Here is a 21531-nt window from a genome sequence, read left to right as displayed (position 1 = left end):
AATAAAAGGTAGATAACTAGTGTTTATTTGTAGAATCATCCAAAAGAATGCAAGCTAGGTATAAAGTTGTCAGATCATGAGGCTTTTTGAGTTCTAACCCGGTTAAACTCTCCACTTTACGCAATCGATAATGAAGCGTATTGATATGAATGTGCATAGATTGGGCCGTGTCTTTCAACGATAGATGGTGGAAAAAATATTTCTGGATGGTCTCGAACAAGTCCTTTTCGGATAGGACGGGAGAAAGAAGGCGAAGTGCAAACTCTTTCTTCACTTTATTAGGGATTGCTTCCAAAATCATTTCCAGACGGAGGTCTTCTTCAAATGTAATGGGTACGTCAACAGAACAGGTGTTTAACGCTCTTTCTGCATCTGAATAAGAGTCTTTTAGCGAGGAAGGTTTGCATGCTTTTCCAACCCCCATATAAACAGGTGCACCAAAATAGCTTTGGAGTTGAACTTGAATTTTTTTCAAGAATGAAAGGAGCGACTCTTTGCTTGGGACGGTATTGCTTGCCAGTAGTAAAATCATTCTATTTTGTCCCCATTGCACAAAAATATCTTCTTTCTTCCATTCCACATCCAATTCGGAATGATGCCATCCTTTGGCTTTCATTAGGCTTTCATTTGTTTGGAATTCTATCAAAATTACTTGCCGGTTCACTTCCATGTTTACCCCTAGCACTTCTGCACGTTTTGTGATGAATGTAGAAGGTCCGTCCTTCAATAGCCAATCAAACACAAATGTCTCAAGAGATCTTGCTTCCCATTCGAACTGATCTTGGTAGTGATTTTCTTGGATCAGTAGCTCTGTCATTTTCTTGATCAATTCCCCGTACGGAAGGACTTTTTCTGGCGTTCCTGTAATGCCGATGACGCCAACAACTTTTTGCTGATGGAAGAGGGGAAGGGTGATGCCAGCTTTTACCCCTGATAGAGTGATTTCGTCCTGTTTAGAGATGATACGCATCTGTTTTTCAGAGGCTGCCAGATATGCTCCTTCATGGAAATTTCCTAGTCTATCAGGAGCTGTACTTGCAATGATGATACCAGATGTGTCGACCATAATTAAATCTTCTTCTATAAAATTTTTCACTTCTCGAATGATCTTTTTTGCAAGGGATGTTCGCAGCAAAGTGAGACCTCCTATGGAAAAAGCGGCCTATGAGGAAGGGCCGCTTTCTAGTCGTTATATTTAACTTACCATAAGAGCAGGAAGGCTTCTACTACTGTTCCAACACTTCCGCCTCACTACCAGCCTTTTCATAATAACGAATAACAGAAGGCGTTAGTTTTAATAGCAAATATTCCGGATCATCTGGGCTCTTAATCCATTCTGATAACTTCTCATCCCAGAACTTCTTTTTCAATTCCGCACTGTCTTCAAAGCTTGCCTGTGCCTCAATTTCCGCGTATGGTTCCTTCCAACTTGTACCTTCCATACCTAGAAGGATATGTACATGTGGATTGGCTTTAATATCCTCAATTTTGTGAGTGTGCTCGTTCGTTGCACAATACAACACCAAATCTTCATTGAAAAATAACATAAAACGGGAATATGGACGGTCGCCTCTAATGGTGGCCAGTGTGCCGATTTTATGATTGCTGAACATGGAAGTGATTTTGTTCTTTAAATCAGTATTCATGGTTAGCCTCACCTTTCATTTAAAAAGTACTCACTGTTAATGTGGCATGTTTAGGGAGATTTTAAACACAGATGTTAATTGGGTTATAAGAAGAGCTGGGGGATAAGATAAAAGTTAGAGGAGTGGAGGGGACATAAAATGGAGGCGTTTCGTTAAGGCACGAACTTGGCACACTTTGGCATGAACTTACTCGTTTTCCGCACGAACTCGGCTATTTTTGGCATCAACTTTGATGATTTTGGCACGAACTTCCGAAATCACACAAAAAACTCTGTGCGGTAGGCTGCACAGAGTCCCAAAAAATATAGGGCTAACTGATCGATTCTAAGTACCATGGCGTTAAAGCTTTGAACTAAGGAATAAAAAGCTTTATATGTGCACTGTGTAGGTGTAAATCACTCCTTCACTCTAAGGTGACTTCGCTTTATTTCCCTCCTTCGTTTTAAGGTATTGATAGTATATAGGTTGAATGTTATAAATATTCTGATTTATTTAATCTTTTTTTCTTTTTTTTCATATTTTGATGATTCACGCTTACAATGATAAAGTAGGACAAGTGATAGTAAAATGTAGAGGAGTTATCAGATTGGTTATACGAACATTATTTTATTTAATTGGACTTTTTGTCTTATCCTTCGGGATCAGTTTGACGATAAAATCGGATTTAGGGGCTGGTGCTTGGGACGCTCTGAACGTAGGGCTTTCTTCCACATTCGGGCTGACGGTTGGAAGTTGGGTGTTTATTGTCGGGATTATCCTGATTGCAATTAATGCTTGGTTGCATAAAAGCAAACCGGATTATCTGGCGGTCATTACGATTTTCCTTGTCGGAGTTTTTATTGATTTTTGGTTGATACAGGTCTTCGGTGCATGGATTCCAGTGGGAATGGTTTTACGTTTTGTTGTCCTTTTGGCCGGAATGGTCATCATGGCAGTGGGAATATCTGCATACCTGCAAGCAAAGTTCCCGGTTATTCCAATTGACAACTTGATGCTCGGAATTCAGAATCGTTTTAAGGTGAAGATGATGACTGCAAAAACGATTGGGGAAGTGTTTGCCCTAATTTTTGCTCTTATTTTCAAAGGGCCGATTGGGGTTGGCACATTTATCATTACTTTTGGGATCGGACCATTAATTCAAATTTTCTATCCGCGTTTAGAAGGCTTATATAAGAAATTACGACACGAGAGCTGAGATTAGCTTTCGTGTTTTTTCATTTTTGAAGAAGTGGCACTGTCCCATAGCCACCAAAGAAAGGCGTAAAGTATGGACAAAACGAACATATCCAAAAACGTTCTATTTGTAAAAAAAGGGTATGTCAGCAAATTCGCGATAAAAAAGATAATAAAATGAGTAATATATCTATTTCCGAAAATGGTTCTTACCACAATGGCTCCTCCTTGTTGCTTAGTCGATAGAAGAACGGCATCCCTATTACCAACACCACAACACAGATAATATACACCATTGCTAGATAGAAACTGCTAACACCAAAGGAAAGGAAAGGCACATTGATAATTGGAAAAATGATTGGAAGTAAGCATAATTTCTGCCGAGCACTCTTCGTTATATACTGTTTCTCTCCACAAAATGGGCACGTAATCGCTTGTTTAAATGTGAACGTCTTTTTCCAAGTCATCTTCCAACTCCACTGTTTATGGCAGTTTGCACAGGTAGGTGTTTTCATCCTATTCAGCTCCTTCTATATTTTATTTACGAATTACTCAGGTAAAAAGTTTCACCTTTCATGGATAATCTTAAATCGGTTCGAAAAAGATAACAGTACATAGATTTCAAGACGATTGAAAGGAGTAATACACATCATGCGCATACTTCAAATTGTTATGGCAATCTTTATTGCATTTGGATTCACACTAAGTAGTGTCCATGCGGAAGAAACAAAGGTGAAAACTGATAATAAAAAACTGGAGGTACCGAATTCTGTTTTAGACATCTCCAAGGACAATACGTATCCAAATCCGTCACAAGATGTTCCATACTTGCAGCCAAGTGAGCTATCTCAAGAACTGATTGATTCTTCCAATGTGAAAATTGAAAATCCAAAACTTATTAAAATTTTAAATGAGTCGAACATTTCGCCGTCCCCTGTGGCTATCGGTTATCGAGCCACCATCTACCTTGGTCAATGGCCGCTTTCCTACGAATCCACGGAAACGAGCGTTAACTGGGAATACCAAAAAATCAACACCAATTACACAGATAACCGCGGTGGAAAAGTCCCGCAACAGCTTCATTATCGTCAAGAAGCACAGAAAAGTGTCAAAGGCGGTTTGACTTCCAAAGTGGAGGCCGCTGATGATGTAAAAGAAATGATGATGTTAAAAGCGATGGATAAAACGAAGCTTCCCTTATCCTTCCAAACCATTGTTGGCGCTGGAACGAAAAAGGATCAGGTATACAACATACCTGTGAAAAAGTTAGGATATTTGTACGCCTATTCCCCTGCAGTAAGTGAAAAAGGGAAAGTTACGTATGGAGAAGTTTACCTAGTCTTAAAAGGCAAAGAGATGAAAATTGTTGTGAAGAATGTCACTTCACAAGGAATCGGTGCGTGGATACCGGTTCAGGACCATGTGAGCTTCATTTTTGCAGCTTCCGATCGCCCTAGATAGTACATTTTGTTACACCAGCCTAATTCGAAAGGCTGGTGTTTTATGTTGAAAGTTGTGCTTATTTTACTAGTTTCAATTCTTTTTAAAGCTGGGTAATAAAAGGTTACAGAACTTCCACTACCTTGTCGAACGAAAAGCCTGCCACAGACCGAAACTTTTTCCGCCTTCAAGCGTCTTAAAAAGTGAGAATAAAAAGGAGGTCATCAACAAGATGATGCACCTGGTATTATTGGTCTTAGGTTTAACTGTTTTGTTAGTTATTGTTCGGACAATGGTCACAGTTGAATTGAGGCAACAGCCATCTTATATAGAAAATGAAGATAAACATCATGCCATTTTACTGCTTTGGGGTATTGGAATTATTTTTCTGCTTTTATTCATCCCCTATCAAGCATGGCAATTGGCAGGAAGCTCGCGCGGATGGGACGGAGCGTTAATCTTGGGTTCAAGCTTGATGGGAAGTGTGCTGATCAGTTTAGGATTCTATTGTGCCTTAAAGGGGAAAAGACTCAAAGCGAGAGTACCGACAACTTAAATTTTTCGCACAGAAAGAAAGCCTGGGATTACATTTCCCAGGCTTTTGTTTATTTTGTCATTTTCGTTTCACGAACAGTGAAATCCATGTTTGGATAGTAAGCATTTTTTACTAATATGTTTGGTCCAAGACAAGCAACTGCCGGACAGTGGCAGTCTAATTCTTTTGCAATGGAAGTCTCTTTCCATTTTTCATATGCAGAAGGAAGATCCGTTGTTTGAATGTTTCCAAGGGGAGGCGTATCGCCAAAATCTGTGACGATGATATCTCCGTTAAAAATATTCACGTTCAAACGGGAGCGGCCGTCCGGATCATTCCGAACTGTCACATTCTTTGACTCATACACGCGTTTCAACAATGCTCTGTCTTCTAGATTATCACTGCAAGGATAAAACGGCAGTGTACCAAACAACATCCACGTATTTTCATCCCGCATGTCTAGTAAACGGTGAATCGCGTCCCGCATTTCATCAAGCGTGAGTACTTCCATGCCGCTAGCAAAATCGCTAGGGTACATAGGGTGCACTTCATGTCTTTGACAGTTCATTTCCTCGACAATTTGCTTATGAATATGCTCAATATGCGGTAGCGTACGTTTATTCAGCATCGTTTCAGCAGACACAATCACACCGGCGGCAGTTAAGGCTTTCGAATTTTCAATCATACGCTCAAAATACTTCGCTCGCTGCTCATACGTCGGTTTGCGGTCCATCATCGCAAATCCGCCTTCTACAAAGTCATCCATCGTACCCCAGTTATGAGAAATATGTAACACATCCAGGTAAGGAATGATTTTTTCGTATCTGGCTAAATCTAATGTTAAGTTCGAATTAATCTGCGTGCGCACACCACGTTCGTGCGCATATTTTAGTAGCGGAACGACGTATTCATTTACTGACCTCATACTCATCATCGGCTCACCGCCAGTGATACTGATGGAGCGAAGGCGTGGAATTTCTTCCAAACGTTGGATTAACAACTCTATTGGCAGAGCTTGAGGATCCTTTGGTTGTAATGTGTATCCGACGGCACAGTGCTCACAACGCATGTTACAAAGCGTGGTGGTGGTAAATTCTACGTTTGTCAGTTCCATCTGGCCGTATTCTTTTACATCTAAGTATGCTTCCCATGGATCATAGGAAGGGGTAATTGGTGGTAGTATAGTTGTCTTCATCGTAAACTCCTTTATTAAAAAACCTTACCCTTCATTGTATCATGATTCATGGAATTACAGACCGGAAAATTCTTTGAAGGTTGCTTGATGTGCTTTAGTGCGGTAGTATAAAGAAAAACTTACAGGAATGGCAGAAAGGTGCGATTATTATGGGCAAAGCAACAGACAATAAAGACTCCCAAGTCGATTACTTGAAAAATAGATTAAATATGTTTTTGGAGGTCGTGGATTCATTAGATCCGGAATCAACAGATGTAGAGGACATCGACCGTCTGATTCAAATGCTTGATGATTTGGAAGGGAAATACAATCAGTTTAAGAAGGATTGGTAAGACGTATAGGGATGGAGCTCATTAAGAACCTCATCCCTATTTCTTAACCACCCTATAAACCTCCAACAACTCTTTCACCGACACCCCATCAATCTTCATTCCGGAAATGTCGCAAGCGTTAATCTCCACATCACTCAACTTACAATTGGTAAACCTCGTTCCCATCAATTCACAGCGATCAAAGCTTACGGGAGCATCTTCAATCGTTGTATCCCTAAACTCGACGCCACTCATGTCAACGTGTTTTACTCTACTACCAGAAAGGTTCAAGTCAGCAAACAATGTTTCACGGAAATTAATGTTCTGGAACTTTGATCCTCTTAAATTGATATTGCTAAAATGTGCCCCAGCTAACGTGCTATTGTTGAAAGCACTATTTGCTAAATTCGCCTGATAAAAGGTCGCATCTTCCAAATTGCAGGATTCAAATGCATTTTCTAAAGCCGCCGTCCCCGTGCGAATGCGTTTGATGTAACAAACCTCATCTTCCGTTTCAAATGTGCGTTCAAAGCCCATCTTTTCATAAAAATGGAGGTTACCTTTTTGTCTTGGAGAGGTTTCCAAGTCCCAAGTTGTTACAGAAGGATGTGCTTTTTCTACTAACCGGATCACTTCAGATCCTAAGCCTTTCCCTTGATAAGCGGGATCAATAAATATTCGATCAATCCGGCCAAACCTGTTACCAGTCATCGTCAGAATAATCCCGCCGACAAGTTGCTCCTCCAACATTATCTTGTAGTAGGTAAGCTCTTCAATCATATAGCAGGTAGTATGAACGGAATCATAACCCGGTGGTTGGATGTTATAGTCCACGATATTTGAATCTATACTACCAAGCCAGTGAAGAGCTTCCTCATCAAATGTCTTTTTCATCATACCAGTCAATTGCTCTGCATCATCTAGTTTTGCTTGTAAAAGTCTAATCTGTGCCATGTTTGTGTCTCCCATCTCTCCTGTTTCTATATCCCACTTTACCACAAAAATCCAACAGGACTTAGGGTTTTGATGGAATCGGTTACAAAGTGCTTTATCCTTCTAATTAGAACAAGTATAATGAAGGATGTATAAAAGATAAAAGAAACGTAGATAACTTTTCAACTGGGGATAGGAGAGGGAGTTAAAGATGAATAAATTATATGAGAGCATGTATGACTTGATCGTAGAAACCTCTACAAAGCTGCCTAAAGATGTACGTCGTGCGATTGCTAAAGCAAAAGTTAGCGAGAGTGCAGGAACCCGTGCAGCGATGTCACTTGCTACAATTACAAATAATATTACGATGGCGGATGAAAATGTGTCTCCGATCTGTCAGGACACAGGACTGCCTACATTTAAAATAAAAACACCTGTTGGAGTAAACCAGCTGGAAATTAAAAAAGTAATCAAAGAAGCAATTGTCCAGGCTACAAAGGATGGAAAGCTGCGTCCTAATTCAGTGGACTCCTTGACTGGTGCAAACAGTGGGGACAACCTTGGAGATGGAGTTCCTGTCATAAAATTTGAACAGTGGGAAAAGGATTATATTGACGCGCGCCTTATTTTAAAAGGTGGCGGCTGCGAGAACAAAAATATCCAGTACAGCTTGCCATGCGAGCTTGAAGGCCTTGGCCGTGCGGGTCGTGACCTTGATGGCATCCGTAAGTGTGTCATGCATTCTGTTTATCAGGCACAAGGACAAGGCTGTAGCGCCGGAGTTATCGGTGTTGGGATTGGCGGCGACCGCACTTCCGGTTATGAGCTTGCAAAAGAACAGCTTTTCCGCAGCCTGGATGATGAGAATACAGTTCCTGAGTTGAAAAAACTTGAAGAGTATGTAATGGAAAATGCTAATAAGCTTGGTATTGGTACAATGGGCTTCGGTGGCGAAACGACATTGCTTGGCTGTAAGGTTGGGGTTGCGCATCGTATTCCAGCTAGCTTTTTCGTATCAGTTGCGTATAATTGCTGGGCATACCGCCGCTTAGGAGTGAAGATCAGTCCGGAAACTGGTGAGATTAACGAGTGGTTATATCAGGAAGGCGAAATGATCGATTTCTCAAAAGAGTTGGCAGAGCAAGAAGAAGTGGCAGCAACTTCTGAAGCAAGTGAAATTGTTCTGGAAGCGCCGATTACGGAAGAGAAAATTCGTTCGTTAAAGGTGGGCGACGTGGTTCGCATTAATGGCAGAATGTACACTGGCCGCGACGCGATCCATAAGCACTTGAGCGACAATGATGCCCCAGTTGATTTAGACGGGCAAATCATTTATCACTGTGGCCCGGTTATGCTAAAAGATGACGAAGGAAACTGGCATGTAAAAGCAGCAGGACCAACGACAAGTATTCGCGAGGAACCTTACCAAGGGGATATTATGAAAAAGTTCGGTATACGTGCAGTCATGGGTAAAGGTGGAATGGGTGCGAAAACATTGAAAGCCCTGGAAGAGCACGGAGGCGTTTACTTAAATGCCATCGGCGGAGCGGCACAATACTATGCCGACTGTATTAAAGGTGTCGATGGTGTCGATCTGATGGAGTTTGGTATTCCAGAAGCAATGTGGCACTTGAATGTAGAAGGCTTTACAGCGGTTGTAACAATGGATTCGCATGGCAACAGCTTGCATGCGGATGTAGAGAAGTCTTCTTTAGAAAAGCTTGCTCAGTTTAAGGACAGAGTGTTTAACTAAATTATTAAATTGACGGTTCGGTGACCAAGATGGTTGCCGGACTTTTTTATTTAGGGGATGGTCATCGATTGAAGATGGTCGTGTCATTATTTCCCGGTAAATGTCGATTGGCTTGTATTGCAGTTATTTCGGACAGTATTGCCTCATTTTCCGACAGTAAGTAAATGGTACCTTTCAATTGGAAAACAATACACCGTATCAATCCCTTATCCCCAACGAAACATAATAGTAGCTAGAGATATCATGGAAGGGAGGAAACATCATCATGCGAAAATTACTTAATATCCTAACCATTACTGTTATTGCACTTTTCATCATCCCGCATTTGAGTCAAGCGGACACCTATTCCACTACCACCCTGCATTGGGGATTCAAAAAGAGTCAAAACCATGAGCCGCCTGATGCAGGACAAAAATACAATGAACTTTTAAAGAAACATAACGCCTTTTACCTTGGAGATACAACCAAAAAAGAAATATATCTTACTTTTGATAATGGCTATGAGAATGGATACACCGAAAAAGTATTGGACGTACTGAAAGAGAAAAAAGTACCTGCAGCTTTTTTCGTAACAGGGTATTACCTCAAAGACCAGCCTGACCTGGTCAAACGAATGGTCAATGAAGGTCATATCGTTGGTAATCACAGTTGGCATCATCCTGATATGACACAAGTAAACGATGTTCGTTTTAAAAAAGAGCTCGACATGATAAAAGAAGAGTACAAAAACATAACAGGTCTTGATAATATGACCTATTTGAGGCCTCCCCGCGGAACGTTCAGTGACCGAACACTGGCACTTGCAAACCAAATGGGTTATCAGCACGTCTTCTGGTCTCTAGCTTATGTAGATTGGTATACGGACCAGCAAAAAGGTTGGAAATACTCTTATGATAATATCATGGCTCAAATACATCCTGGAGCGATACTTTTACTTCACACTGTGTCCAAAGACAATGCAGAAGCGATGGAAAAGGTCATAGACGACCTTCGCAAACAAGGGTATGAATTTAAAAGCCTAGATGAAATTGCTGCACAACATACTATTCCCAATCCGATATTGCTTATACAAGAAAGCTGACTCCTTCGCATACAAGCAAAGGAGTTTTTCTGCATGTTCTTTTTAGTATTTCTCTTCCCTCACCCACCCTGTTTGGCAACACGCCAGAAAGCCGTTATAATTGGGAAAGTATATAAAGGACGGTGGGGAAATTGGTTAAGATAAAGATAAATGGACCATATGATTTTGACAGAGTATTGCAGCGACTTTCCATTGATCCGCTAATGGTCGTCGATCATAAGGCGCGCTCTGTAAAAGTACCGATGTATCAGGGAGAAGCTCCAATTGTTATAGAAGTGCAGGCGACTGGGTCGAAACAAAACCCGAGCTTTCAATTATCTAGTACAGCAACACTGACAGATATGGAAATTCAGCACATAAAAACAATTTTCCAATGGGACAAGCCGCTTCAAGACATCGCCGATCATTTTGCCGAAACAGATCTCGCAACAATTTTCCAAGAGCACGAAGGGACGCCGCTCGTACTTGATTTTGACATATACCACTGTCTAATGAAATGTATTATTCATCAGCAGGTAAACATGAAATTCGCACATACGTTGACGCAACGTTTTGTCCATACATTCGGTTTTATGAAAGAAGGAGTTTGGTTCTATCCGAAGCCAGAAGATGTATCCGAGCTTGATTACGAACAAATCACCGAACTGAAAATGAGCCGCAGAAAAGCGGAATACATTATAGATACCTCCAAACTGATTGCAAATGGAGACTTGCCACTTTACAATTTGGAGCAAAAAACGGATGAAGAAATACTGAAAGAACTTGTAAAAATAAGAGGAATAGGCCCTTGGACTGTCCAAAACCTGCTTCTATTTGGACTCGGGAGGCCAAATCTATTCCCAATTGCTGATATTGGCATTCAGAATGCCTTGAAAAAATTAAAAGGACTCGACCAAAAGCCTACTGTTCTGCAGATGCAGGAGTGGGCGAAGGACTGGGAACCATATTTAAGCTATGCTTCCCTATACCTTTGGAGAAGCATCGAACCGCAAGCTGAGGAGTTAGTGAAATGAAAACGAAGAAACCATACAACAAGCAACAATCCAATATCGATATGAAAGTGGGCCAAACTTTTCCGTTAACGATTAAGCGTTTGGGGATCAACGGAGAAGGTGTGGGTTATTTTAAAAAGCAAGTGGTGTTTGTTCCTGGTGCACTACCTGAAGAAGTGGTCGTGGCGGAAGTGACAGACGTGAAAAATAAGTTTGCGGAAGCGAAAATCAAAAAAATCCGAAGCAAATCCCCACATCGTACCACGCCCCCATGCCCGATTTATGAGCAATGCGGAGGCTGTCAGCTGCAGCATTTAAAATACGACCAACAGTTAACCTTGAAACGTGATATCATCATTCAGTCTCTAGAGCGCCATACAAAACTGAATGTGAGTAAACTCGACATCAAGCAGACAATTGGCATGGAAGACCCGTGGTATTACCGTAATAAGAGTCAATTCCAGGTTGGCAAGCAAAAGGAAAAAGTGATTGCAGGACTTTACGGGGCAAGTTCGCACAAGTTGATTGATATTGATAATTGTATCGTCCAGCATAGTGCCACAACGGAAGTAACCAATACGGTGAAGAAAATATTGCAAGACTTCAACATACCTGTTCAAAATGAGAAAAAGGGACAACCATCCGTTCGCACCATCATGACAAGGATTGGTTTTTCTAGTGGAGAAATACAGGTAGTTCTAATAACGACAGATGAAAAATTGCCACGCAAACAGTTAGTAGTAGAAGAAATTCAAAAGCGTTTGCCAAAAGTGAAGAGTATTATGCAAAACGTAAACGGCAAAAAAACCTCCCTTATTTTCGGAGAGGAAACGATTCATTTAAGCGGAGAAAAAGTAATTCAGGAAACGCTAGGAGATGTATCGTTTGAATTGAGCGCAAGGGCATTCTTCCAGCTTAACCCTGTCCAGACGGTAAAGCTTTATGATTTGGTAAAAGAAGCTGCACAATTGACGGGAAAAGAAAAAGTCGTCGATGCTTACTGTGGAGTGGGGACCATCGGCCTTTGGCTTGCAGAAGGTGCAGGTGAGGTTCGCGGTATGGACACCATTGCGGAATCCATTGAAGATGCAAAAGAAAACGCCAAACGTCATGGATACACGAACATGAAATATGTTGCAGGCAAAGCGGAAAAATGGCTGCCAAGATGGGTAAAAGAAGGTTGGAGACCCGACACTATCGTTGTGGATCCACCACGTACAGGCTTGGACGAGACTTTCATGAGGACCGTCCTTGACGTAGAGCCGAAGAATTTTGTTTATGTTTCCTGCAACCCATCCACACTTGCTAAAGATATTCAGTTCCTTAGCAAAAAGTACAAAGTGGAATGGATCCAACCTGTGGATATGTTTCCACAAACCGCTCATGTTGAAAGTGTCGTGAAGTTGGTTTTGAAGTAATGTAACTAACCAATAGAAATCCTACAAAACACAATTAAATTTTTCTGCATTTTATCCACGTTTGGAATAAATTTCTTCAAAAAATGTGAAGAAATAGCTTTCATATCAACAAGAATGGGAAAAAGCGAATTTTTTTGATAAAGGGATTCATGATTCATTTCCCTATGCTAAAGAGATATTAAAATACATTCCTTCAAGAGAGAAGAAAATATTCGTAAATTAATTGGTGAATATAAGGTTTCCAAAAAAGAGCATCTTACAATGGATGCTCTTTTTTATTTACTACAATGATTTTGTATTCTTGTTACATGAGAGTGCAGTGACTCAGAGATTAATGGCATATTAAGAAAGATTCAGGGGTAAAAACAGATTCAAAAAACTTCATTTATTTAATGTAAATTACAATGCTTTCAATCATAGAGTGAGATGACATTTCTTAATTTGTAAAGTGTTTTTTGACGACTTAATTTGATACATTTTGTCATCAGCAATCTTAATTAACTCAAACAAATCCCTACTTTGATTAGGATAGATAGCCGAACCTATAGAAACTTTAACAGGAATTTTTAATTGATTAGAGAGGTTTTCGAGTTTATCCTCTAGTTTTTTAAGAACTGCTCCTATTCCCGTCTCTTCATGATAGTGTCCAATAATCAAAAATTCGTCCCCACCCCAACGAGCAACTATGTCACTTTTTCTTGTAGTATTAACAAGTATTTCACTTATCATTGTTAAAACCATGTCGCCCCTATGATGTCCATATGTATCATTAATAGTTTTGAAATTATCACAATCTACCACTAATACAAAGAGTTTACTATTTGTTCTCTCTGCCAAGGAAGTAATTTTTTCATATGTATTCATTACATATCTTCGGTTATAGATACCCGTAAGTTCATCTTTCTCAGAAAAAAATCTTACTTTATCGTATTGTTTACCTGCCCAATATCCAAATAAGATTAGAACAGGATAGGAGTAGAGATCAAGCGGTTCAACTGATTTATCACGGAAATAATAGTAGAAAATATAAACGAAGTGTAGTAAAAACAAGCTCAAACTTCCAACAATTCTGCCAGTATATTTCATGTTGAATAATCCTCCCTATAGTCTTAAAGACCTAATGAGAATTTTATCACATAATAGGTAAGGGTGTTATTAAAATCCATAATTAGTAGTAGTTGTAGTTGTTGTAAAAAAATGGAGGTTGTTCTTAATTGATTTTATAATAAACGCAACGGTACTAATGTTTAAGCTCAGCTACAGGACAATATTGGGACAATGTAATTCTTTACCAAGACTACATTAGATATCTTCCACTTCTACACCAGCAAGAACTAAGAGAGAATATGTTGGTGAAATACAGGAAGAAATTTTAGAACAAGTAGATATATAATAACTTTAGAAGCGAAGATAGAGAGGTGAAGGTCTATTACAAGTGAAGAAAAATGGAAAGCAGTTAGTACTTGTAATGATTATTATGATGGGTTGTTTTATTATGGAGTCATTACAACAGGAATCTTTTGCAGACCTTCCTGTAAGGCAAAGACACCTTTGAGAAAGAACACCATATACTTTGAAAATAAAGAGGTGGCGCTAAAAGATGGATTTAGGCCATGCAAAATGTGTAGACCAGATCTTAAAGAAACAACTTATGAACCTAATAAAGAATTAATAGAAAGAGCAAAAGACATCATTATTAACAGCTATAATATGCCGCTCAACCGCAAAAAAATGGCCCAAAAGCTTGGTGTGAGCAATAATCACCTTGCTAGATTATTTAAACATTATTATGGTATGACCATATCTGAATATATTATGGAATTAAGAATGGAAGAAGCAGCCAGGCTCTTGACACAAACAGACATAGAAATTACTGAAGTTGCACTTAAAGCAGGTGTTAAAAGCATGTCTAACTTTTATAAAGTTTTTAAAGATAGGACGGGTTTAACCCCAAAAGAATACAGAATGAAGAGTCTGTAAGGTAGATGTTTCACAGCTTTAAGAAAAAGGAGGGATAGAATAAATGAGAAATAACTTTCAAATCGTTGCGTTACAAGAGAAAGAATTTAGCAACCTATTTTTTATCAATGAAGAGTTATTAAAAAGTATTGGGGCATTAAAAATGATAGCAAATAAAAAGCCCGGATATCCCTGTAGGGTAAGTTTGAAGGATGCAGAGGTAGGAGAAGAGGTAATCTTACTGAATTACCAATATCATTGTGTTAATTCACCCTATAAAGCAAGCGGCCCTATCTTTATACGAAAGGGAGCAACTACCGCTAAGCTAGATGTAAATGAAATTCCCGAAATGTTAGATCATCGGTATCTTTCCTTACGCGGCTACAATCATGATTCAATGATGGTAGAAGCAAGGGGTACAGAAGGTGTAAATGTAAGAGAAAATATAGATGAAATTCTTGATAATAAAGAAGTAGAATATATTCACATACTTAACTCTAATCCAGGATGCTATAACTGCCTTGTTAATAGAGTGTGAAAAGTACGACATGAAAACATCAATAGTCCTTTTAGCATACTAATATCCTGCCATATGATAATGTGGCCTAATAAGAGCTAAGGAGGCCATACCCGTGAAGCCAAAAAGACGACAGGTGGGAGCGGAGATGACCGGAAGTTGAGAGTAGATTTTGATTTTGCGAGATAGTAAAAGAATTGTTGTAAACTTACCAGCAACCTGTGTTGCTACATACACTCACCACATGAGGAAAGTATGGCGAAACTAATAAAGAAAGAAGGCAACTAATCCAAAAGGTTGCCTTCTTTTTTCTAAATGGCATTAGTGTTCTGGGAGTTTTTTATGCTTTCTAGGAGGCCTTATAAGTTTTGGTCATTACTCCAATCCACCACTAAAACACAAAAATTTACAGTTGACTAATTTAACTGTAATGATTATATTTACAGTATAATCTTTAATAAGCTTGGTGGGCAAGAAGCATCAAAGTATTCTTTAAGTCTAATCCGTAAAAAAAAATATCCTTAAGGATTTATCTTGCATAAACTGTAATATAATTTGTTACATTTATTAATGAAACGAAAATATTTTTAAAGGAGTGTGTTCAAGTATGGTGACTATTTATACTACACCAAGTTGTACTTCTTGCCGAAAAGCGAAGGCTTGGCTGGAGGAACATCAAATTGATTATGTAGAAAAGAACATATTGGCGAGTCCACTTACTGTTGATGAAATTAAATCCATCCTTAGATTCACAGAAGATGGGACCAGTGAGATCATTTCAACCAATTCCAGAACTTTTCAGGAATTAGATATTAATTTGGAAGCTCTTTCGCTGAATGAATTTTATAACTTAGTAATGGAGAATCCAAAAATCTTGCGTCGCCCAATCATCCTGGACGAAAAAAGATTACAAGTCGGGTATAATGAAGAGGAAATCCGTAGCTTTCTGCCACGTAAGCTACGAACATTCCTGAATATAGAACTGCATAAAAAGGTAAATTAATTGGTTTTATTGAAAACAGTAATCTTAGGAGGCAGGCCATGAATAGTGATTTTACCCTTGCCGTTCATAGTTTAACTTATCTGGCATTGCAGCCGGACAGGATGTCAACAAGTGATGCAATATCTGAGAGTGCCGGTGTGCACCCTGTTCGCATCCGTAAAGTGCTAAGCTTATTGAAAAGACATGGATTCATTAAATCGAAAGAGGGTACAGGCGGCGGATTTATTTTTGCTAACGAACTCAATGAGGTCAATCTATGGGATATATACAGGATAACTTCTGAGGGAGCCCTTCAGCCTAAGTGCCCAGAATCCAGCGGGCAATGTATTGTTGGCGCAAATATGAAGGGTGTTCTCTTTTCCATTTTCCTTGGGGCGGAAGAACATCTTGGTGAGTATTTAAAGGAGTATACAATTAAAGAAGTGATCGATTTAGTTCATCAAAAGTGAATGGTTCCTTTTATATCACAGCCTGAATTCTTTAACCAGAATCAGGCTGTTTTTCTATCATCTCTATGTTTTGGACATATCTTCCCCTTCCTCACATATAGATTGTAGAAAATGTGGATTGTGAGGGTGGGGGTATGTGGTCGGAGTTTAAAGAATTTATCTCAAGAGGAAACGTTTTTGAGCTGGCGATAGCAGTGATCATTGGTGCTTCTTTTAATAACATCGTCAATTCCCTTGTAGAGGATATGATCATGCCGATCATCGGGATCATTGTAGGGGGAGTAAATCTGGAGGCTCTATATTTCCGGGTTGGAGGGGCATTTGTCTTTTATGGGAAGTTCATCCAATCGATGATGGATTTCCTCCTGATGTCGGTGGCTATTTTTACTGTCTGTCATTAAGATTTTTAATAGATACGGGCGGAGAAAAGAGAAGAAGGATTACAAGGTTAAGGCTATCACGAATTTAGAATAGCTTACAGAGATCAGGGACATATTGAAAAGACAAGAGCAAATCGGGAAAGATGCAAAGCCTGAGGAGACTATTATACGACTTAGAAGAAAAGTGAAGTAATAAATCGGGGGATGATTTTACCAAAAACAGTGGCCATTTTATCCGTTGCGCTTTGCAACTTCGCCAACCTTTCATCCATCGGACAATTGATTGTTGGATTAGATTCCCTCGAGCCTACCCAACAAAAGACCGTTTCTAAATTAAGCTTCAAGGCAATCGTGGCAGGAACCCTGGCAAGCTTTATTACAGCCATTATTATTAGTATCTTTCTATAAGAATCATAACGATTGGTAAGAGGTGCCTAGTAATAATGGAGGTAGCCGCACGATTTTCTCAGGAGGTACGCGATCATAAATATTCCATATTAATAGAAGGCGCCACTCATCTGAAGGAGTGGTGTCTTCTTTTATTGCTTCATTCAATTGATACAAGGACGTGGTGTGACAGTAATTATGAAAATTTATCCATGACATCATATTCATTCCTCTTTATAATTGTTATATAATATGTAGTTTAGAGGCTATACATCTGGAGTGTCTCATCGGAAGGTTGTGCTGTGTTGGATAAATATAAAACAAAATTAATTGCTACTATTTTAAATCAAATAGATCAGTGGGAAGCTAGCGCTAGCGATGTTCCCCATGAAGAAGTTTATCGGTTTGTTCACTCTATAAAGGGAACTGCTAGGACAGTAGGGCTGGATGAGCTTGGAGATATAACAGAAGCACTATATGAAAAGATAAACGTTGCTGAAAAGAAAACGTGGCAGTTGGAGGAATACCAATCATTTTTGCAAGAAGTTATCGTCTTTTGCAAAAAGGTAGGGACGACTCCTGAACAAACAAAAGATCAACCAAGGCTACTCATTGCCGATCGTGATCCGGCTTTACTTGTTGAGTGGAAAGAGTATCTGGAGAGTAAGTCTTTCCATGTATTAGTCAGTACAGATTTTGAAAAGACCATTGATACTTTCTATGATGTGAAACCGGATTGTCTGATAATGGACGCAGGATTGAAAGATGAAAAAGGGCTTTCATTGTTAGAGAGCCTTCAAGCAAGCGGTCAGCAAATGTTGACACCAGTTTTAGTGATTGGTGACAATCCAAACAGGGAAAACCGATTAGACGCTTACCGTGCGGGAGCAGATGATTTTATGTCCAAACCTTTGGATCTAGAGGAGTTTGAAGTAAGAGTCTCTAGGCAAGTGGGGAGAAAAAAGCAATATGACGATTTATTGTTGATAGATGAGCTCACAAAGGCGTATAACCGGAAGTACTTCCAGTCGTTTTTTGCGAAACAACAGTCAAATCTTACAAGAGTAAAAGAGCCGTTTAGTGTAGGAGTCATTGATCTCGATTATTTTAAACAAGTTAATGATACGTATGGGCATGTGGTTGGTGACGAGGTGTTGAAGCAGCTAGCATCGTACATGAAACAGAATATGCGCTCGGGTGATGTATTTGCCAGATATGGAGGCGAAGAGTTTGCTATGTTGCTGCCGAATACCGCTATAGAACAAGCAAAAAAGCTGGTTGAACGGCTTCTGAATGGTTTTATGCAATTGAATTTTCAATCGAATCAAGTATCTTTTACTTGTTCCTTTTCAGGAGGAGTTGTACAAGTAACAGAGGGTGGCTTGACATTGGAAAGAGTAATGGAGTGTGCAGACAAGGCTCTCTATGAAGCGAAAAAGAATGGGAAGGCAAGAGTTGAGGTATATGAAGGAGACCAGGAGGTTGTTACACAGAAAGTCAAGGTAGCTATTGTCGATGATGATGAAATTGTAAGAATGATGCTTTCTGAAGTGATTGGAAAACTGTCCCTTCCTGCAACTAGGACCATTGAAATAGAAACATTTCCGGATGGAAAAAGCTTTTTGCAATCGGAGTGGTTACAGAGTCAGGATCGCTATGTGGTCATTCTTGATGGAATGATGCCGAAAATGGATGGACTGGAAGTGTTACAAAGACTACGCTCGGAAAGACGCCATGACCAGTTTAAAGTTATGATGTTAACTTCTAGGAAAAGCGAAAGGGATATACAAAAAGCGTTGCAGCTTGGAGCGGATGATTATGTGACAAAGCCTTTTAAGCTTCTTGAAGTGGAAGCAAGACTTCAGCATCTGATAAAGCGGGGGATGTGACATTGATTAATAGTCTTGTTTCTATCGTACTGGTAATCATTCTTTCTTTTTTTATTTTACTCTCGATTTTATTTATCTATATGCTTTTCACCAAATTGATGCAGAACAGCCGACGTCAAAAAATTGACCAGCATAAAGAAGAATTAAGGGCTAAAGTTTTTGAATACTTATACAGGCAAAACCAAGACATTCTTGGACAGGAATGGAGCGGAAAACAGTGGAAAGCAATGGAAGAACTGTTTTGCGATTTTGCAGATGTCGTCCAAGGGGATGAAGTGCAGGAGCGAATTACGCTTTTTGCAAACACTCATTTTATGGGGAAGTATAAACGGAACCTTCTTCATCGTCGTTGGAGCATAAGGATGAATAGTCTTTATGCAATTGAAGATTTCCAACTTAAGAGCATGGTGCCTTACCTTCTTAATACCTATGAGAAGAGAAAACTGTCTCAAGAAGAAAGAAGACAATTATTAAAGATTTTAGTCCGATTTCAAACAAATCACTGGGAGGAATTAGTGAAAGAACCAAAGTGGCGTCTTTCGGAGTTTATGTACAGATCCCTATTTGGTGTAATGACAGAGAAACAGTTTCAGGCGATGGTTACAAATTTTGATGCCTTCCCTGGATACATTCAGCTTCCAGTGCTAGATATGATAGGGATTGAGGGGAAAAGGGAGTTTTTGCCCTTTCTCGAGGACCTACTTAGAATTTCTTCTGGAGAAAAGAAAATCAGAATTTTAAAAGCAATGAACGAATTGGGCTATTCAAAGATTCTAGGATGGATGAATCATGTAGACATGCCAGAGAGCACATGGGAAGAACGATTAATGCTTAGTAAATTACTAGGCAGGACCAATCGTAAGGAGAGCTTCTTTATTTTGACAGAGCTTCTAAGTGACAAAAATTATGATGTCAGAAATAACGCTGCCAAATCCATCTTATCCATCGAAGGAGGGGCAGACCTTCTCCATCAGGTACTAGAAACTTCAACAGACCGCTTTGCAAGAGATATGGCGGAAGAATGGTTGCAGAGAGGAGGGCAAATCCGTGGACTATAATTCTATTAATTTGCTATTACAGGGAATTGGTTTGTTTGTTATTGCTTATATGGGATTTGTCATTCTCTTTTACCTGTTCATGTTGCTGGTTTCCCTGTTCCAAGTCAGGAAGAATTATCAGCTGGATAATACAGAGCCATATGAGGACCTATTGGATGTAAGTTATTCTAAACCACTATCTATATTGGTGCCGGCCTATAATGAATCGCTTGGCATAGTTCCATCTGTTCGCTCTCTACTTAGCATAGAATACCCTCAATATGAGATCATTGTGATTAATGACGGTTCAAAAGATGATACGATGGAAAAGCTAATCGAGGAATTTCAATTGAAAAAAATAAAGAAAATAGTAAAACAAAAGTTAAAGACAAAAGAAGTAAAAGGTATCTACCAGTCTTCTATTTATGATTATTTATATGTGATAGATAAGGAGAATGGTGGGAAATCGGATGCATTAAATGTTGGAATTAACGTATGCACCTATCCATATTTCTGTTCAGTAGACGGCGATTCTATTCTGGAGAGGGACGCTTTCTTAAAAGTAATGAAGCCAATCATAGATTCTGATGGAGACGTTATTGCCACAGGTGGAAGTGTAAGGATCGCTAACGGTTCCGCTATCGAAAACGGATCCATCATGAAGGTGGGCCTTTCCTCCAATCCACTGGTCATCATGCAGGTTATTGAATATTTGCGTGCATTTTTAGTGGGGAGAATCGGGTTAAGCAGGCACAATCTTTTATTGATTGTATCAGGTGCCTTTGGGGTTTTCTCCAAAAAGTGGGTGATTGATGCAGGGGGCTATTCTCATACTGTTGGAGAGGATATGGAATTGGTCGTAAGGCTGCACCGGTATATAAAAGAAAAGAAGGCCAACAAGAAAATTGTCTATGTGGCAGATCCTGTGTGCTGGACAGAAGCTCCGGAAGAAATGACCTTTTTAAAAAGACAGCGGAATCGTTGGCACAGGGGGTTATTTGAAAGTTTGTGGATGCACCGCTCTATGGCTTTTAATCCTAAATATGGATCCATTGGTATGGTATCCATGCCATATTTTATCTTTATAGAGTTTTTAGGTCCAGTTGTGGAATTAACAGGCTATTTATATATAATCCTTTCTTTTTTTCTTGGTGGTATGAATGAAGAAATAGCATTGCTCCTTTTTTTGCTTTTTGTCATCTATGGTTCTATTTATTCCATGTTGGCCGTGTTGATGGAAGAGTGGAGTCTCAAACGATACCCTAAAGCAAGGCATATTGTTGTTTTATTCTTCTATTCTCTTACAGAAACCTTCTGGTATAGACCCTTAACCATAATCTGGAGATGCCAAGGCATCTTGGATGTATTAAGGAAGAAGAGAGGTTGGGGAGAAATGCAACGAAAAGGGGTATCCCAATAATCTGGAATCAAAT

At 39.5% G+C, this 21531-nt stretch carries 24 protein-coding genes; 17 read left to right on the top strand and 7 right to left on the bottom strand.

Going from position 1 to position 21531, the window contains the following annotated elements; genetic code table 11:
• Positions 1–16: 16 nt before the first annotated feature.
• Together HF078_RS07600 and HF078_RS07595 are read right to left on the bottom strand one after the other, a co-directional pair.
• On the bottom strand, positions 17–1135 hold the full coding sequence (locus tag HF078_RS07600) for a CdaR family transcriptional regulator (RefSeq protein WP_169290588.1): 1119 nt from the start codon (positions 1133–1135) through the stop codon (positions 17–19).
• 91 nt (positions 1136–1226) lie between these two features.
• The gene (locus tag HF078_RS07595) at positions 1227–1646 is read right to left on the bottom strand and encodes a pyridoxamine 5'-phosphate oxidase family protein (protein WP_169290587.1); all 420 of its coding nucleotides are present in this window, start codon (positions 1644–1646) and stop codon (positions 1227–1229) included.
• Between the two features lie 586 nt (positions 1647–2232).
• Here HF078_RS07595 and HF078_RS07590 point away from each other — a divergent pair.
• Entirely contained in the window at positions 2233–2841 is a 609-nt protein-coding gene (locus HF078_RS07590) for a YczE/YyaS/YitT family protein (protein WP_169290586.1), read from the top strand.
• A 187-nt stretch (positions 2842–3028) separates the two neighbouring features.
• Here HF078_RS07590 and HF078_RS07585 read toward each other — a convergent pair whose 3' ends face one another.
• A complete protein-coding gene (locus tag HF078_RS07585) occupies positions 3029–3334 on the bottom strand; it encodes a TIGR04104 family putative zinc finger protein (RefSeq protein WP_169290585.1) in 306 nt (101 codons plus the stop codon).
• Positions 3335–3470: 136 nt separating this feature from the next.
• Between HF078_RS07585 and HF078_RS07580 the strand changes: the two genes are divergently transcribed.
• Both HF078_RS07580 and HF078_RS07575 read left to right on the top strand, forming a co-directional pair.
• Positions 3471–4280 (top strand): YfkD famly protein, encoded by an 810-nt coding sequence (locus HF078_RS07580; RefSeq protein WP_169290584.1) that lies wholly within the window; start codon positions 3471–3473, stop codon positions 4278–4280.
• Positions 4281–4491: 211 nt separating this feature from the next.
• Positions 4492–4815 (top strand): hypothetical protein, encoded by a 324-nt coding sequence (locus tag HF078_RS07575; protein WP_169290583.1) that lies wholly within the window; start codon positions 4492–4494, stop codon positions 4813–4815.
• 49 nt (positions 4816–4864) lie between these two features.
• Here the strand turns inward: HF078_RS07575 and yfkAB are convergent, their stop codons facing one another.
• Entirely contained in the window at positions 4865–5989 is a 1125-nt protein-coding gene (yfkAB, locus tag HF078_RS07570) for a radical SAM/CxCxxxxC motif protein YfkAB (RefSeq protein WP_169290582.1), read from the bottom strand.
• 149 nt (positions 5990–6138) lie between these two features.
• On the opposite strand from yfkAB, the gene HF078_RS07565 reads away from it, so the two are divergent.
• Positions 6139–6321, top strand: coding sequence for an SE1561 family protein (locus tag HF078_RS07565; protein WP_148988634.1), 183 nt, complete (start codon positions 6139–6141; stop codon positions 6319–6321).
• Between the two features lie 36 nt (positions 6322–6357).
• On the opposite strand, the gene HF078_RS07560 is transcribed toward HF078_RS07565, so the two are convergent.
• Positions 6358–7254 (bottom strand): GNAT family N-acetyltransferase, encoded by an 897-nt coding sequence (locus HF078_RS07560; RefSeq protein ID WP_169290581.1) that lies wholly within the window; start codon positions 7252–7254, stop codon positions 6358–6360.
• 190 nt (positions 7255–7444) lie between these two features.
• Here HF078_RS07560 and HF078_RS07555 point away from each other — a divergent pair, with 190 nt between their 5' ends.
• The 4 genes from HF078_RS07555 to rlmD all read left to right on the top strand — a co-directional run bounded on the left by HF078_RS07555 (position 7445) and on the right by rlmD (position 12477).
• Positions 7445–8986 carry a fumarate hydratase gene (locus HF078_RS07555; RefSeq protein ID WP_169290580.1) on the top strand — a complete coding sequence of 514 codons (1542 nt, stop codon included), beginning with the start codon at positions 7445–7447 and terminating at the stop codon, positions 8984–8986.
• Positions 8987–9251: 265 nt separating this feature from the next.
• Positions 9252–10067: a delta-lactam-biosynthetic de-N-acetylase gene (gene pdaA / locus HF078_RS07550; RefSeq protein ID WP_169290579.1), complete on the top strand. Its 816-nt coding sequence runs from the start codon at positions 9252–9254 to the stop codon at positions 10065–10067.
• A 131-nt stretch (positions 10068–10198) separates the two neighbouring features.
• A complete protein-coding gene (locus HF078_RS07545) occupies positions 10199–11080 on the top strand; it encodes a DNA-3-methyladenine glycosylase family protein (RefSeq protein ID WP_169290578.1) in 882 nt (293 codons plus the stop codon).
• Entirely contained in the window at positions 11077–12477 is a 1401-nt protein-coding gene (rlmD, locus tag HF078_RS07540; protein ID WP_169290577.1) for a 23S rRNA (uracil(1939)-C(5))-methyltransferase RlmD, read from the top strand. Before HF078_RS07545 ends, rlmD begins: the two co-directional genes overlap by 4 nt.
• Positions 12478–12891: 414 nt before the next feature.
• On the opposite strand, the gene HF078_RS07535 is transcribed toward rlmD, so the two are convergent.
• Entirely contained in the window at positions 12892–13563 is a 672-nt protein-coding gene (locus HF078_RS07535; RefSeq protein ID WP_169290576.1) for a GGDEF domain-containing protein, read from the bottom strand.
• 342 nt (positions 13564–13905) lie between these two features.
• Between HF078_RS07535 and HF078_RS21180 the strand changes: the two genes are divergently transcribed.
• The 6 genes from HF078_RS21180 to HF078_RS07505 all read left to right on the top strand — a co-directional run bounded on the left by HF078_RS21180 (position 13906) and on the right by HF078_RS07505 (position 17193).
• On the top strand, positions 13906–14457 hold the full coding sequence (locus HF078_RS21180) for a bifunctional transcriptional activator/DNA repair enzyme AdaA (protein ID WP_346775323.1): 552 nt from the start codon (positions 13906–13908) through the stop codon (positions 14455–14457).
• Positions 14458–14500: 43 nt separating this feature from the next.
• A complete protein-coding gene (locus tag HF078_RS07525) occupies positions 14501–14974 on the top strand; it encodes a DUF1203 domain-containing protein (protein WP_169290575.1) in 474 nt (157 codons plus the stop codon).
• A 586-nt stretch (positions 14975–15560) separates the two neighbouring features.
• Positions 15561–15956 (top strand): transcriptional regulator SpxA, encoded by a 396-nt coding sequence (gene spxA, locus HF078_RS07520; RefSeq protein ID WP_169290574.1) that lies wholly within the window; start codon positions 15561–15563, stop codon positions 15954–15956.
• Between the two features lie 38 nt (positions 15957–15994).
• Positions 15995–16405: an RrF2 family transcriptional regulator gene (locus HF078_RS07515; RefSeq protein ID WP_169290573.1), complete on the top strand. Its 411-nt coding sequence runs from the start codon at positions 15995–15997 to the stop codon at positions 16403–16405.
• Positions 16406–16539: 134 nt separating this feature from the next.
• Positions 16540–16806, top strand: coding sequence for a large conductance mechanosensitive channel protein MscL (gene mscL / locus HF078_RS07510; protein WP_169290572.1), 267 nt, complete (start codon positions 16540–16542; stop codon positions 16804–16806).
• Between the two features lie 171 nt (positions 16807–16977).
• Complete coding sequence (locus HF078_RS07505; protein ID WP_346775322.1) at positions 16978–17193, top strand: nucleoside transporter C-terminal domain-containing protein; 216 nt, start codon at positions 16978–16980, stop codon at positions 17191–17193.
• A gap of 3 nt (positions 17194–17196) precedes the next feature.
• On the opposite strand, the gene HF078_RS07500 is transcribed toward HF078_RS07505, so the two are convergent.
• Positions 17197–17394 (bottom strand): hypothetical protein, encoded by a 198-nt coding sequence (locus tag HF078_RS07500; RefSeq protein WP_169290571.1) that lies wholly within the window; start codon positions 17392–17394, stop codon positions 17197–17199.
• Positions 17395–17477: 83 nt separating this feature from the next.
• Between HF078_RS07500 and HF078_RS07495 the strand changes: the two genes are divergently transcribed.
• From HF078_RS07495 to HF078_RS07485, 3 genes are read left to right on the top strand one after another with little or no spacing between them, the layout of a single operon-like run.
• Positions 17478–19061, top strand: a complete 1584-nt coding sequence (locus tag HF078_RS07495) for a diguanylate cyclase (RefSeq protein ID WP_169290570.1) — start codon at positions 17478–17480, stop codon at positions 19059–19061.
• 2 nt (positions 19062–19063) lie between these two features.
• Entirely contained in the window at positions 19064–20119 is a 1056-nt protein-coding gene (locus tag HF078_RS07490) for a HEAT repeat domain-containing protein (RefSeq protein WP_169290569.1), read from the top strand.
• A gap of 49 nt (positions 20120–20168) precedes the next feature.
• The gene (locus HF078_RS07485; protein WP_169290625.1) at positions 20169–21518 is read left to right on the top strand and encodes a glycosyltransferase family 2 protein; all 1350 of its coding nucleotides are present in this window, start codon (positions 20169–20171) and stop codon (positions 21516–21518) included.
• Positions 21519–21531: the final 13 nt, after the last annotated feature.

It is taken from the genome of Bacillus sp. RO2, assembly GCF_012911845.1.
Lineage (GTDB): Bacteria > Bacillota > Bacilli > Bacillales > Bacillaceae_I > Sutcliffiella_A.
This window is presented reverse-complemented; position numbering and strand designations above follow the sequence as displayed.

Excerpts from the sequence above, each read along its gene's own strand:
- HF078_RS07595 (WP_169290587.1), bottom strand. The coding sequence starts at position 1,646 with ATGAATACTGATTTAAAGAACAAAATCACTTCCATGTTCAGCAATCAT.
- HF078_RS07585 (WP_169290585.1), bottom strand. The coding sequence starts at position 3,334 with ATGAAAACACCTACCTGTGCAAACTGCCATAAACAGTGGAGTTGGAAG.
- HF078_RS07580 (WP_169290584.1), top strand. The coding sequence starts at position 3,471 with ATGCGCATACTTCAAATTGTTATGGCAATCTTTATTGCATTTGGATTC.
- HF078_RS07575 (WP_169290583.1), top strand. The coding sequence starts at position 4,492 with ATGATGCACCTGGTATTATTGGTCTTAGGTTTAACTGTTTTGTTAGTT.
- yfkAB (WP_169290582.1), bottom strand. The coding sequence starts at position 5,989 with ATGAAGACAACTATACTACCACCAATTACCCCTTCCTATGATCCATGG.
- HF078_RS07565 (WP_148988634.1), top strand. The coding sequence starts at position 6,139 with ATGGGCAAAGCAACAGACAATAAAGACTCCCAAGTCGATTACTTGAAA.
- HF078_RS07560 (WP_169290581.1), bottom strand. The coding sequence starts at position 7,254 with ATGGCACAGATTAGACTTTTACAAGCAAAACTAGATGATGCAGAGCAA.
- HF078_RS07555 (WP_169290580.1), top strand. The coding sequence starts at position 7,445 with ATGAATAAATTATATGAGAGCATGTATGACTTGATCGTAGAAACCTCT.
- pdaA (WP_169290579.1), top strand. The coding sequence starts at position 9,252 with ATGCGAAAATTACTTAATATCCTAACCATTACTGTTATTGCACTTTTC.
- rlmD (WP_169290577.1), top strand. The coding sequence starts at position 11,077 with ATGAAAACGAAGAAACCATACAACAAGCAACAATCCAATATCGATATG.
- HF078_RS07535 (WP_169290576.1), bottom strand. The coding sequence starts at position 13,563 with ATGAAATATACTGGCAGAATTGTTGGAAGTTTGAGCTTGTTTTTACTA.
- HF078_RS07525 (WP_169290575.1), top strand. The coding sequence starts at position 14,501 with ATGAGAAATAACTTTCAAATCGTTGCGTTACAAGAGAAAGAATTTAGC.
- spxA (WP_169290574.1), top strand. The coding sequence starts at position 15,561 with ATGGTGACTATTTATACTACACCAAGTTGTACTTCTTGCCGAAAAGCG.
- HF078_RS07515 (WP_169290573.1), top strand. The coding sequence starts at position 15,995 with ATGAATAGTGATTTTACCCTTGCCGTTCATAGTTTAACTTATCTGGCA.
- mscL (WP_169290572.1), top strand. The coding sequence starts at position 16,540 with ATGTGGTCGGAGTTTAAAGAATTTATCTCAAGAGGAAACGTTTTTGAG.
- HF078_RS07500 (WP_169290571.1), bottom strand. The coding sequence starts at position 17,394 with ATGATGTCATGGATAAATTTTCATAATTACTGTCACACCACGTCCTTG.
- HF078_RS07485 (WP_169290625.1), top strand. The coding sequence starts at position 20,169 with ATGGGATTTGTCATTCTCTTTTACCTGTTCATGTTGCTGGTTTCCCTG.